13 protein-coding genes and 1 tRNA gene are annotated in these 12,029 nt (G+C 76.5%); 9 read left to right on the top strand and 5 right to left on the bottom strand.

What is annotated here, in order from left to right; genetic code table 11:
* Nucleotides 1–18 precede the first annotated feature (18 nt).
* Nucleotides 19–321, top strand: coding sequence for a DUF1905 domain-containing protein (locus AC3WT4_RS16565; protein WP_074806810.1), 303 nt, complete (start codon nt 19–21; stop codon nt 319–321).
* A 25-nt stretch (nt 322–346) separates the two neighbouring features.
* Here the strand turns inward: AC3WT4_RS16565 and AC3WT4_RS16560 are convergent, their stop codons facing one another.
* Nucleotides 347–1,492 (bottom strand): AI-2E family transporter, encoded by a 1,146-nt coding sequence (locus AC3WT4_RS16560; protein WP_400111344.1) that lies wholly within the window; start codon nt 1,490–1,492, stop codon nt 347–349.
* 353 nt (nt 1,493–1,845) lie between these two features.
* Between AC3WT4_RS16560 and AC3WT4_RS16555 the strand changes: the two genes are divergently transcribed.
* A tRNA-Leu gene (locus tag AC3WT4_RS16555) sits at nt 1,846–1,933 on the top strand.
* A gap of 75 nt (nt 1,934–2,008) precedes the next feature.
* On the opposite strand, the gene AC3WT4_RS16550 is transcribed toward AC3WT4_RS16555, so the two are convergent.
* The 4 genes from AC3WT4_RS16550 to AC3WT4_RS16535 form a co-directional block, all read right to left on the bottom strand.
* The gene (locus tag AC3WT4_RS16550) at nt 2,009–2,491 is read right to left on the bottom strand and encodes a hypothetical protein (RefSeq protein ID WP_146177617.1); all 483 of its coding nucleotides are present in this window, start codon (nt 2,489–2,491) and stop codon (nt 2,009–2,011) included.
* Nucleotides 2,492–2,653: 162 nt separating this feature from the next.
* Nucleotides 2,654–3,508, bottom strand: coding sequence for an SDR family NAD(P)-dependent oxidoreductase (locus AC3WT4_RS16545; protein ID WP_108046930.1), 855 nt, complete (start codon nt 3,506–3,508; stop codon nt 2,654–2,656).
* 100 nt (nt 3,509–3,608) lie between these two features.
* Nucleotides 3,609–4,298 (bottom strand): YoaK family protein, encoded by a 690-nt coding sequence (locus AC3WT4_RS16540; RefSeq protein WP_074806817.1) that lies wholly within the window; start codon nt 4,296–4,298, stop codon nt 3,609–3,611.
* Nucleotides 4,299–4,368: 70 nt separating this feature from the next.
* A complete protein-coding gene (locus AC3WT4_RS16535) occupies nt 4,369–5,634 on the bottom strand; it encodes an MFS transporter (protein WP_167405649.1) in 1,266 nt (421 codons plus the stop codon).
* A 75-nt stretch (nt 5,635–5,709) separates the two neighbouring features.
* Between AC3WT4_RS16535 and AC3WT4_RS16530 the strand changes: the two genes are divergently transcribed.
* The 7 genes from AC3WT4_RS16530 (at nt 5,710) to AC3WT4_RS16500 (ending at nt 11,985) form a co-directional block, all read left to right on the top strand.
* Nucleotides 5,710–6,387, top strand: coding sequence for a FadR/GntR family transcriptional regulator (locus tag AC3WT4_RS16530; protein WP_108046932.1), 678 nt, complete (start codon nt 5,710–5,712; stop codon nt 6,385–6,387).
* Nucleotides 6,388–6,563: 176 nt separating this feature from the next.
* Entirely contained in the window at nt 6,564–7,151 is a 588-nt protein-coding gene (locus AC3WT4_RS16525) for a hypothetical protein (protein WP_074806827.1), read from the top strand.
* Between the two features lie 178 nt (nt 7,152–7,329).
* A complete protein-coding gene (locus AC3WT4_RS16520; RefSeq protein ID WP_074806831.1) occupies nt 7,330–8,088 on the top strand; it encodes an ABC transporter ATP-binding protein in 759 nt (252 codons plus the stop codon).
* A complete protein-coding gene (locus AC3WT4_RS16515) occupies nt 8,085–8,975 on the top strand; it encodes a hypothetical protein (protein ID WP_492315958.1) in 891 nt (296 codons plus the stop codon). Before AC3WT4_RS16520 ends, AC3WT4_RS16515 begins: the two co-directional genes overlap by 4 nt.
* Before the next feature lie 70 nt (nt 8,976–9,045).
* Nucleotides 9,046–9,819 carry a hypothetical protein gene (locus AC3WT4_RS16510; RefSeq protein ID WP_492315957.1) on the top strand — a complete coding sequence of 258 codons (774 nt, stop codon included), beginning with the start codon at nt 9,046–9,048 and terminating at the stop codon, nt 9,817–9,819.
* Between the two features lie 34 nt (nt 9,820–9,853).
* Nucleotides 9,854–11,314, top strand: a complete 1,461-nt coding sequence (locus AC3WT4_RS16505) for a sensor histidine kinase (protein WP_492315956.1) — start codon at nt 9,854–9,856, stop codon at nt 11,312–11,314.
* Nucleotides 11,311–11,985, top strand: a complete 675-nt coding sequence (locus AC3WT4_RS16500; RefSeq protein ID WP_492315955.1) for a response regulator — start codon at nt 11,311–11,313, stop codon at nt 11,983–11,985. Before AC3WT4_RS16505 ends, AC3WT4_RS16500 begins: the two co-directional genes overlap by 4 nt.
* The last annotated feature ends 44 nt before the right edge of the window (nt 11,986–12,029 follow it).

The following is a 12,029-nucleotide window of genomic DNA, read 5'->3' as shown; positions in this document are numbered from 1 at the left end:
TCCGCTACGGTCGACGCCATGCCCACGTGGACGGACCCCGGCCCGGTGGAGTTCGACGCCGAGGTGGTCGCCGCCGGGACACGGTCGGGAGCGTTCGTCGCGCTCCCCGTCGACGTCGTCGACCTGTTCGGGACGCGCGGCCGGGTCCCGGTGCTCGCGGCGGTCGACGACGTCGCGTACCACGCGTCGCTCGTCGCCTACGGCGGCCCGCACCTGCTCGCCGTGCTGCGCTCGGTGCGGGCGGCGACCGGCAAGGGCGTCGGGGACACCGTGCACGTCTCGGTCCGTCTCGACGACGGGGTCTCCGCCGTCCCGAGGTGACCGCGCCCCGAGCCCTCGCGGGCGGTCAGCTCGTCGCGCTCTCCGGGGGCGGCGTGACGCCCGGCCCGACGTCCCCGAGGGCGATCTCCTTCGCCGTCGGCAGCTCGTCCTCCATGGGTGGGTCCTTGTGCCGCAGGTGCGAGAACACCGACCACGCGACCGCGACGAGCGGCACGGAGACGACCGCGCCCAGGATCCCCGCGAGCAGCGTGCCGGCCGTCACGGCGATCGCGACGACCACCGGGTGGAGCGACACCTGCTTGCCCATGACGAGCGGCTGCAGCACGTGGCCCTCGAACTGCCCGATGAGCGCGATGCCGATCGTCACGATGAGCGCGATGAGGAAGCCCTTGGCCGCGAGCGCGACGATCGCGGCGATGATCATCGCCAGCGGGGCGCCGATGATGGGGATGAAGGCCCCGATGAAGACGAGGACGGCGAGCGGGGCCGCGAGCGGGACGCCGAGGATCGCGAGGAAGATCCCCGCGAGGATGCCGTCGACGAGCGCGATGATCACCGTGCCGCGCGCGTAGCCGGAGAAGGTGTACCAGCCGGCGCCGCCCGCGATCTTCCAGCTGTCGCGCGAGCGCGACGGGAGCTGGTTGAGGAACCACGTCCACATGTCCTTGCCGCGGGCGAGGAAGAACACCGTGCAGAAGATCGCGAGCGCGATCGCCGCGAACGCCTCGAAGACCGACCCGGCGCTCGCCGCGGCCTGGCTCGCGATGTCGCCGCCGTGCTCCGTCAGCCACTGGCGGCCGTTGTCGATCCAGCCGTTGACGTCGTCCGCCGTGATCGTGACCGGCAGGGGCCCGTTCTCGAGGAAGTCGAAGATCTGCTCGATGCCCTGGTCGAACTGCTCCGCGAGGCTCTGCCACTGGCCTGCGACCGACGTGATGACGTAGGTCAGCAGGCCGGCGAAGAAGAGCAGTGCCGTGAGGATCGCGAGCCCCGTGGCCAGGCCGCGCGGCATGATCCGGCCGTAGAAGTCGGTGACCGGCCGCAGGACCGACGTGATGACGAGCGCGAGGAAGACCGCCACGAACACGAGCTGCACCTGCGCCGTCGCGAAGAAGACGAGCGCGACCGCCGCGACGATCATGAGCAGCCGCCACGACCAGCCCGCGGTGGTGCGCAGCCAGGCGGGCACGGTCTCGTCGTACCCCACCACCGACGGGTTGCGACGCGCCCCGGCGACCTTGCGCGCCGCGCTCGACGCCCCGGCGAGGTGCTTGACCGACGCCGCCGAACGGTCGGAGCCGGACCCCGGCCGAGGTGTCGGTGCCGGGCCTGCTGCGGGTCGCTGCTCGTCCGTCACGCGTGCCTCCGTCGCGTCGTGGCCACCATCCGCCCAGTGTGCCCCAGGTCGCCCCCGCACGCCGGGCGCCGCGCGCGGCCTCGACGGAGGTCGAGGTCGAGGTCGCAGCCCTGGTCCGGGCCGTGACGGCGATGTGAGGACCACCCCCGAACCGTGCTATGTTTTTCCCCGCACCCGAACGGCGGAAACGCCGGGAAGGTCCACTCGTCCGGGTGGCGGAATGGCAGACGCGCTAGCTTGAGGTGCTAGTGCCCTTTATCGGGCGTGGGGGTTCAAGTCCCCCTCCGGACACCACGATCAAGGCCCCTGGCCTGCGGAGACGCAGACCAGGGGCCTTCGTCGTGCTTCCCGGCGCGTGCGAGCGGTGCGTCACCGTCCCGTGGGGAGGACGACGTCCTCACCCGTGGTGACGACCGTCACGGGCTCGTCGGCAGGCAGGCCGGGGACGACGACGACGCTCGTCGACGGCGCGGTGTCGAGGGTGCAGGGACGCTCGTCGGTGCCCGCACGACGGCCGAGGAGGAAGCTCAGCTCGCGGTCCTCGGCGTCCCACGTGTAGTCGACGGGGACGAGCGGGCACGAGCTCGACCCGAACGTCACGACGTTCACGGTCTGCGGCTCGCCGCCCCGCGCGTAGCCGACCTCCGGTGTGTCGGCGTCCGACCACGGGTGCACCTCCCCGCCCTCGGCGGGCAGCCCGAGATACGTGCGGTCGGCGACGGACGGATCGATCGGGTCCGCGACCCCCGCGCACGCGGCGAGGGCGACGAGCGCGCCGGCGCTCAGCACCGCGGTGCCGGTGCGGCGGGCCGTGCGGACGGGGACGGGCGGCTGGAGGTCGATGGCAGGCATGCCGCCCACGCTGGTCCTGAGGCGCACCGTCCCGCATCCGTCGGACGCGCCGTCCCTGCCGCCCGGGCGGCCTCACCCGGCGCTCCACCGCCTCAGGCGCGACCGCCTCGGGACCTGAGGCCACTTCCCCGCCGCGGCCGGGCACGCCGTCGACCCGTCGGCTCAGGCCGTGACGTTGGCGCTGTCGCCACCGGTGACGGCGAGGCTCGTGCCGCTGATCATGGACGCCTCCGGCGAGGCGAGGAAGACGACGGCGGGTGCGACGTCCTCCGGCGCGAGCCACGGCACCCCGAGGGGGAGCTTGCTCGCCAGCCCCGCTGCGGCGGCCCGCTCGTCGCGGGCGACGTCGCCGGTGGGCGACGCCCCCGACGACTCCAGGGCCTGGGCGTACCGGTCCTCGTGCCGGGTCAGGACGGTATCGACGAGGCCGGGGATCACGGCGTTGACGGTGATCCCGTGGGGGCCGAGGTCGAGCGCCGCGGACTTCATGAGGCCGATGAGCCCCCACTTCGACGCGGAGTACGCGCTGCCCTCGAGGGTGCCGTGCTGTCCTTGCGTCGACGAGGTGAGGATGATCCGTCCGCCACCCCGTTCGACGAGGAGCGGCGCCGCGGCGCGCAGCACGTTCGCGGTGCCGGTGAGGTTGACGTCGATCGTGTCGCGCCAGAGCTCGTCGCTCATGTCGAGGACCGAGGCGAAGCCCTGGATCCCGGCGTTGGCGAACACGACGTCGAGGCCGCCGAACCGCTCGACGACCACCTCGAGGGCTGCGCGCACGGCAGCGAGGTCGCGCTGGTCGGCGACCAGCGGCAGCCACGACGCCCCGGCCTCCTCCACGAGCTCGCCGGTCCGCGCGAGGTCGTCCGGGCTCGCGGGCTCGTACTCGAGCGCGCGGCTCGCGACGGTCGCGATGTCGAGGCCGGCGACCCGGTAGCCCGCCTGCGCGAACGCGACCGCCGTCGCGCGCCCGATCCCGCGCGCCGCGCCGGTGACCACGACCACTCGTCCCTGGCTCATCCCGCTCTCCCTCCGAGGGTGCCGTCCCGCGAGGCTAGCCGCGGGACCGCGGGACGGCAGCCGGAGCGCCGCCGACCGCCCGGCGCGCCCGTCGGGCGCGTCAGCGCGGCGCCACGGCGTCGTGGCGGCGGGCCAGGGCGAGCGTCGTCGTGCCGACCGCGACGAGGACGCCCGCCAGCAGCAGGCCGGCCGCACCGGACCACGACCGCACGACGACGGCGCCGACGGCCGCGCCCGTGCCCATCGCGAGCACGGCCCCCGCGCGTCGGGCCGCGCCCTCTCCGGACCCGCCCGCGAGCGGGCTGCTGAGGGCGAGGTTCACGAGCGTCGTGGTGACGACGACGGTCGAGACGTCCTGGACGTGGGCGCCCCGCGCGGCGACCGCCTGGGCACCCATCACCAGCGCGAGGGCGGCGGTGAGGGCCAGGACCCCCGCAGCGGGCAGGCGCCCGACGGCGAGCCAGAGCGCGCCGCCCGCGACCACGAGCACCGCTCCCCCGGCGAGCACGCCGAGCGCGCGCCGCGGCATCCGCGCGCCGTCGGCGCCCCCGCGGAGCAGCACCCCGCACAGGGCGGCGCCGAGGACGAAGGCGACGAGCGCGACGACGTTGTTGAGCAGCGGGATCCCGCCCGCACCGGCGGCGGCGAACCCGACGAAGAGCACGTTGCCCGTCATGTTGCCGGTGAACACCTGGTCGAGCGCGAGGTAGCTCACCGCGTCGACGACGCCCGTCGCCACGGTCAGGACGAGCAGGCCGGCCACGTACGGCCGGTCGCGCGGGTCGGTCATCGTCCGACCGTACGGGCCGGGACCTGCCGCGGCGCGTCGGCCGGGCGCCGCCCCGAGCCCGCGCGCGGCTTCATGCGCCGGACGCGCGGTCCTCCACGTCGTCCGCCGGGCGGTCGGCGACCACGACGGCGTCGTCGACGAAGCGGGGTCGGCAGGCGAACCAGCCGGCCACGACCCCGGGGACGGCGGTCGCGGCGAGCACGACGAGCGGGACGGACCACGAACCGGTCGCCTCGCGCAGCAGGCCGAGGCCGAGGGGCCCGAAGCAGGCGAGCCCGTACCCGATGCCCTGGACGAAGCCGGACACGGCCGACGCGGCCTGCGCCGTCCGCGTGCGCCGGTTGATGAGCGTCATGCACAGGGGGAACGTGCTCACCCCGATGCCGAGCGCGCACACCCAGACCACCGTGCCGTCGAGCGGGGAGAGCAGGAGGCCCAGGTACCCGGCGACCAGCACCACCGAGCACGCGACCACGACGACGAACGGGTTGGCCATCCGGGTGGCGACCTGGGGCACCACGAGGGCTGCGAGCACGCCCCACGCCGAGTACAGCGCGACCATGGAGCCGCCGAGCGCCGCGCTGCCCCCGGCGTCGGTGAGGACGGCCGGCACCCAGGTGATGATCGCGTAGTTCGACAGCGACATCATGGCGAAGAGGCCGACGAGACCCCACGCGGTGGACGACCGGCCGACCCGGAGCCGTTCGCCGGCGACCGCGACCGGGGCGGGCGCGTGGTGGTCGGCGGGGAGCCGGAGCGCGAGGAGGAGCCAGACGACCGCGGCGACCGCGGCCGGCCCGGCCCAGATCCCGACCGACAGCCGCCAGGTGCCGGCCTCGGCGACCGGGACCGCGAGCAGCGGGGCGACGAACTGCCCCGTCTGCAGGAGGAGGAGGTAGAGCGAGGTCCACAGGGCGAGCCGGTCGGAGAACCAGGCCTTCACCAGCGGCACGATCACGACGTTGGCCGCCCCGATGCCCGCGAGCGCGAGCACCGTGGAGAGCACGAGCACGGTCGTCGTCGGGGACAGGGCGCGCAGCAGGAGCGACAGCGCGGTGAGCCCGAGCGCCACGGTGGCCGTGCGCTCCAGGCCGAACCGCCGCGTCACGGCGGGCGCGAGGAACCCGAACACGGCGAACGACGCCGCGGGCACCGTGCCGAGCAGCCCCGCGACGGCCACACCGAAGCCGAGGTCGGCGCCGACGATCTCGAGGAGCGGGGTGAACCCGGTGACGGCCGTCCGGAGGTTGACCGCCGTCAGCGCGACGGCGACGCCCGCCCAGAGCGTCAGGCGTCCGGGGCGCAGCCGCGGCCGGGAGGGAGAGAGGGTCGCCACGCTAGACTCCACACTGAGGTCGGCGGATGATGGGATCATGGGATGAATCTGGAGCAGTCTGGCACAGCCGGACCGATGCGTCGAGTAGGCCTCATCGACCAGGCCGCCGCGCGCTTCCGGGACGAGATCGTCTCCGGCCGGTGGGCCGTCGGCGAGCGGATCCCCACCGAAGCCGCCCTCGTGGCGGAGTTCGGCGTCGGGCGCAACACCGTGCGCGAGGCGCTGCAGTCGCTCGTGCACGCCGGGCTGCTGCGCCGCGAGCAGGGCCGCGGCACGTTCGTCATCTCCCGCTCCGAGCTGACCGGCACCCTGGAGCGCCAGCTCGCGGGCGGCAGCCGCCGGCACTACCTCGAGCTGCGGCTCGCCCTCGACAGCACCGCCGCCTCGCTCGCCGCGGCGAGCCGCTCGGACGACGACGTCGAGCACCTGCGCGAGCTGCGCGACCGGCGGGAGGCGGCCGGGGAGGCCGACGACCGCGACGCCCGCGCGCGCGCCGACCTCGACCTGCACCGCGCGATCGTGGCCGCGACGCACAACCCGCTCTACGTCACCCTCTACTCGAGCATGCTCGACGTCTTCACCGTGCACATGCGCGACGAGGAGAACGCGGACGACGAGACGGCGCACCGTCACCACCACGAGCTGGTCGAGGCCGTCGCACGGCAGGACGCCGCCGGGGCCGCCGCGGCGGTCGCCGCGATCTTCGAGCCGTTCCTGCCGCGCGCGGACGCCGGGCCCTCCCCCGTCCGCTGAGGCACGGCGCCCGGGCGGGCGGCAGGACGCACCGGGACAGCGAGAGGCCCCGTCGTGTGGAGCGACGGGGCCTCTCGATCCGCTGTCTCATTCGGATCCCGCCGGCGCTCTCACGCCGGAAGCATGCCCCCGAGCCTACCGGTCCCGTCCGGGTTCGCGTGCCGTAGCGTCGGGGCGTGACCGCGACCACGCCCGGCGGCAGCGACCGGGCGGAGCTCCTCTGGCTGCCCGTGGGGGCCGGGGGCCACGTCGTGCGTCGCACGAGCGCCGCGTGGGAGCGTGCCGCCGCGCTCCGCGCACGACGGCGTCCCCGCCCGCTGTTCCACGCGGCGCTGGGGCTGCGGTGCGACGGGGTGCCGTACGTCGTCGAGATGACCCCCGCGTGGGGCGGCCCGCCGGTCGACCGGGGCGTCGTCGTGACCGGTCCCGTGGGCCTGCGGCCGCTCGGGCGCTCCCGCTGGTTCCGGTACGAGGTGCGCTGCTGGCCGCACGGCGCGATCCCCGACCGGGAGCACGCCGTCGGGCCGCCCGTCGTCGTCACGAGCGACCCCGCCGCGGTCGGGCGGCTCCTGCGCGCCGTGCGTGGCGCCCCGCCGCTCACGTGGGGCCGTCGCCCGCCCGGTGCGAGCGAGATGTGGAACTCGAACTCGCTCGTCGCGTGGTCCCTCGTCCGGGCGGGGCTCGGGGCCGACCACGTGCCGCCCGACGGCGGACTGGCCCCGGGCTGGGGTGCGGGCGTCCGCGTGGCCGCAGGCACCGCCTGATCGTCCACGGTCGCGCGGGCGGCGCCCGTCCCACCCCGGCACGACCTCCTCCTCCCCGAGGAGGAGGCGGAGCGGTCGCGGATCTCGGCCGACCGCCCGAGCCGGTGCCCCCGCGGGTCTCCGTAGCGTCGACGACGGCGGTGCCCGACGACCGGGCCCGCGGACGACGGGAGGACCGATGATCCAGGTGGAGGCGCTGACGAAGCGCTACGGACCCACGACGGCGGTGGACGGGCTGACGTTCACGGCGCGGCCCGGGACCGTGACGGGCTTCCTCGGCCCCAACGGCGCCGGGAAGTCGACGACGATGCGCGTCGTCGTCGGGCTGGAGCGGCCGACCTCCGGCACGGCGACCGTCGACGGCCGCCGGTACGCGGACCTGCCGGCACCGCTGCGCGCCGTCGGGGTCATGCTCGACGCCCGCTCCGTGCACCCCGGCCGCACGGCGTTCCGCCACCTGACGGCGCTCGCCCGCACGCACGGGATCGGGCGGGCACGCGTGGACGAGGTGATCGGGATGACGGGCCTCGAGAGCGTCGCGGGGCGGCGTGCGGGCACGTTCTCGCTCGGGATGGGCCAGCGTCTCGGCATCGCGGGCGCGCTCCTCGGCGACCCCGGGACGCTCATCCTCGACGAGCCCGTCAACGGCCTGGACCCCGACGGCGTGCTGTGGGTGCGCGGTCTCGTGCGCGGCCTCGCGGCCGAGGGCCGCACGGTGCTGCTGTCGTCCCACCTCATGCACGAGCTCGCGCTGTGCGCCGACCGCGTCGTCGTCATCGGCCAGGGCCGGCTGCTCGCCGACGCGCCGGTGTCGGAGCTCGCGGGCGAGGCGGGCTCGCTCGAGGACGCGTACCTGCGGCTCACCGCCGACGCCGTCCAGTACCGCGGCCGCGCCGCGGGCGAGACCGGCCTCGCGTCCGCCGGAGGTGCCCGATGACCGCCCCTCCCGCCCGGACCGCACCGACCGCGACGTCGCGACGTGCGCACCCGGCAGCGCCACGGCCCGCGAGCGCCGGTGGCCCGACGCTCCCCCGCGCCGTCGCCGCGGAGTGGACGAGACTCACGAGCCTGCGCTCGTCGTGGTGGGCGGCCGCGCTCACCGTCGCCGTCTCGGCCGTGCTGACGTACCTCTCGGCGCAGGCGTCGTCCGGGGACCCGGGGTTCGACCCGCTCGGCTCGCTCTCGTCGGGCCTCCTGCTCGCCCAGGTGCCGCCGCTCGTCCTCGGCGTCCTCGTCGGGACGGGCGAGCACAGCACCGGCACGTTCCGCACGACGTTCGTCGCGGAGCCGCGGCGCTGGCCGGTGCTCGTGGGGCAGACGGCGGCGACCGCCGCGTTCGCGCTGCTCACCGCGGTGGTGGCGGTCGCGGCGGCGGTGCTCGCGCTGCTGCCGTCGGCGCGCTCGCGCGACCTCGCGCTCGACCTCGGCGGCGACGGCACGCCGCAGGTCCTCGTCGGGATGACGCTCCTGCTCGCCGGCATGGCCCTGCTCGGCCTCGCGATCGGGGCGCTGGTGCGGCGCCCCGTGCCCGCCGTCACCGCCGCGGTGCTCGTCGTGCTCGTCCTGCCCGTCGCGCTCGTCCTCGCGGCCGACCTGTCGGGCGACCCGCTCGCCGCGCCCGCGGGGGTCTCGTCCGCGCAGGCCGCGGTGAACACGGTGGTCACGTTCCTGCCCACCGGGGCGGCGTCGCTGCTCACGGGCGAGGGTGCCGTCGAGGGCGCGCCCGACCTGGGCGCCGTCGGCGGCGGGCTCGTCCTGGCGGCGTGGGTCGTCGTGCCGCTCGCCCTGGCCGCCGTCCGCCTGCGCACGCGGGACGTGGTCTGACGTGGCGGCGACGATCCCCCCGACGGACCCCGCGCCGACCCGCACCGCGCCCGCGCCGGACCGTCCGCAGGTGACCCTGCTCCGGGTGATCGCCGCGGAGCGGGACAAGCTGACGAGCCTGCGCTCGACGGCCTGGCTCGCGCTCGCGACCGTCGCCGCGGCGGCGGGGACGGCGTGGGCGCTGGGCGCGTTCGCCCGGCCCGACGCCGGGTCGTCGGGGGCGCCGCTCGCCGTCGCGGGGTCCGTGCTCGCCCAGCTCGGCTTCCTCGTGCTCGGCGCGGGCGTCGGCGCCGGGGAGTTCCGGACCGGCACCGCGCGCGTGACGTTCGTCGCGGTCCCCCGCCGCCTGCCCGTGCTCGCGGCGCAGGCGCTCGTGACGACGGCGGCTGCGCTCGCCGTCGCGGCCCTCGCGCTGGGCGCGGCGCTCGCCGCGACCGCCGCGCAGCGCGCCGACGCCGCGCTCGTGCTCGACCTCGCGGACCGGGAGACGCTGCGCGTCCTCGGGGGCTTCGTGCTCTACCTGACCGGGGTCGCCCTCGTGGGCCTGGGCCTGGGGTCGCTCGTGCGGCGACCGGACGGGGCGCTCGTGGGCGGGGTCGTGCTGCTCGTCGTGCTCGACCACGTGCTCGCGACGAACCCGGGTCGGGTCGCGGACACGGCACGCGCGCTCCTCCCCGGGGCAGGGGCGCGCCTGCTGCAGGACGACGCCCGGCTCGCCGCGCTCGACGCGACGACGCTGGGCCCGCACCTCGGCACGTGGGGCGGGGGGCTCGTCCTCGCGGCGTGGGCCGCCGCGCTGCTCGCGGCGGCGGCGCACCGGCTGCGGCGCCATGACGTCGCCTGACGTGCCGCGCGGCGGACGATGGGAGAGTAGGCGCGTGCCCACCCCGCCCCTCGCCCTCCCGCCCGCGCCCGGGGCGCACGACGGCGGACCGCGCGCGGAGCCCGACGTCCGACGGCGCGGCGCCGTGGGCCGCGTGCTCGCGCGGCACCCGTGGGCGGCCGACCTCGCGCTCGCGGGCGGGGTCGCGCTCCTCGGGCTCGTCACGGCGGCGGTCGCGCTCATGACCGTCGAGGGCTCCACCGGGCTGGGGCTGTTCCACGCCGACGAGCCCGTGGCGCAGGTGGTCGTCACGACCTGGCTCGTCGGCGCCGCCCTCGGGGCGGCTCTGCTCCTGCTCCGGCGGTCGCGCCCGCTGACCGTCACGGCGGCCCTCACGATCCTGGCCGTCGTCTCGCTCGCGACGGCGGGCGTGCTCGGCGTGCTCGGCGTGTGCCTCGCGTGCGCGGTGCACGCCGTCGCCGCCGAGCGCCCGCCCCGCACGGCGTGGGTCGTGTGCGGGGCGGTGCTCGCCGTCGTCGTGGCCGCGCTGTGGTGGAGGCAGGACATCGGGCTCGCCGAGATGCTCCTGTGGAGCGACCCGGTCGTCCTGCCGGACGGCGACCCGGTGCGCGACCTCGCGCAACCGCCCTTCTCCCCCGGCAGACGCTCGGCGTCGGTCTTCCTCCTCGTCGCGCTCCTCCTGCTGGGGATGGCCACCGGCTCGGGGGTGCGGGCGCGCCGGCTGCACGACGAGGACCTCGTCGCGCGCTACCGCGCCCTGGCGCGCGACCGCGACCAGAGCGCGGCGCTCGCCCGGGCCGCCGAGCGGGCGCGCATCGCGCGCGAGATGCACGACGTCGTCGCGCACAGCGTGTCCGTGATGGTCGCGCTGTCCGACGGCGCGGGCGCGGCGCTCGACCGGGCACCCGACCGCTCGCGCGAGGCGCTGCACGAGCTGTCCCGCACGGGACGCGACGCGCTGGCCGACATGCAGCGCGTCCTCGGCGCGCTCGACCCCGAGGAGGGCGGCGACGGGTCCGGCACCCCGGTCGAGCCGACGGGGACGGACCTCGCCGCCGTCGTCGCGCGGTTCCGCGCCGCGGGCGTGCCCGTCGCCGCGACCGGCCTCGACGTCGCGCTCCCCGCGGACACGTCGCTGCGCCTCGGGGCCGTGCGCATCGTCCAGGAGGCCCTGACCAACGTGCTCCGGCACGCGCCCGGGACCCCCGCGGCCGAGGTCGTCGTGCGTCGCACCGAGCGCGCGGTCGAGATCGACGTCCGCGACGACGGCGGCACGCGCCCGGGGACCGGGGGCGGGAGCGGGCGCGGCATCGTGGGCATGCGCGAGCGCGCCGCGCTGCTCGGCGGCGTCGTCGAGGCCGGCCCGCGGCCGGGCGGTGGCTGGGCGGTGCACGTCGTCCTGCCCTGCGACCCGGGCGAGGGCCGTGCCCGGAGCGCCCTCGGGCTGGAGCACCCGCACCGCGACGTGCACGACGACGAAGGAGGACGACCGTGACGACCGTGCTGCTCGTCGACGACCAGGCGCTGCTGCGGATGGGCTTCCGGCTCGTCATCGAGTCCGAGCCCGACCTCGAGGTGGTGGGCGAGGCCTCCGACGGGCGCGTGGCCCTCGACCAGGTGGCGGCCCTCGCCCCCGACGTCGTCGTCATGGACGTCCGGATGCCCGGGATGGACGGCATCGAGGCGACCCGGCGCGTCGTCGCCGAGCACCCCGGGACGCGCGTCCTCGTGCTCACGACGTTCGACGTCGACGAGCACGCGTTCGCCGCGCTGCGCTCCGGGGCGAGCGGGTTCCTGCTGAAGAACGCGCGCCCGCACGAGCTCGTCGAGGCGATCCGCACGGTCGCGGCGGGGAGCTCGGTCGTCGCGCCCCGCGTGCTGCGCCGCATGCTCGACCTCTTCGCGCCGCACCTGCCCACGGGCGAGCGACCGGCCGTCGACGACGGCCTCGATCCCCGGCTGCGCTCCCTCACGCCGCGCGAGCTCGACGTCCTGCGGTGCGTGGCCGAGGGGATGTCGAACGCCGAGATCGCCGACCGCCTCGTGCTGTCCGCGACGACCGTGAAGACGCACGTCGGCAACCTGCTGGCCAAGCTGGGCGTGCGCGACCGCGTGCAGGCCGTGATCGTCGCGTACGAGAGCGGGCTCGTGGGGTCGCGCGGCTGACGCCCCGCGTTCACCCCCGCCGGGTGAGGCTCGCGCGCGCGCAC

The sequence above is a fragment of the Cellulosimicrobium sp. EB106-03-01-XG111 genome (genome assembly GCF_058792115.1).
This window is presented reverse-complemented; position numbering and strand designations above follow the sequence as displayed.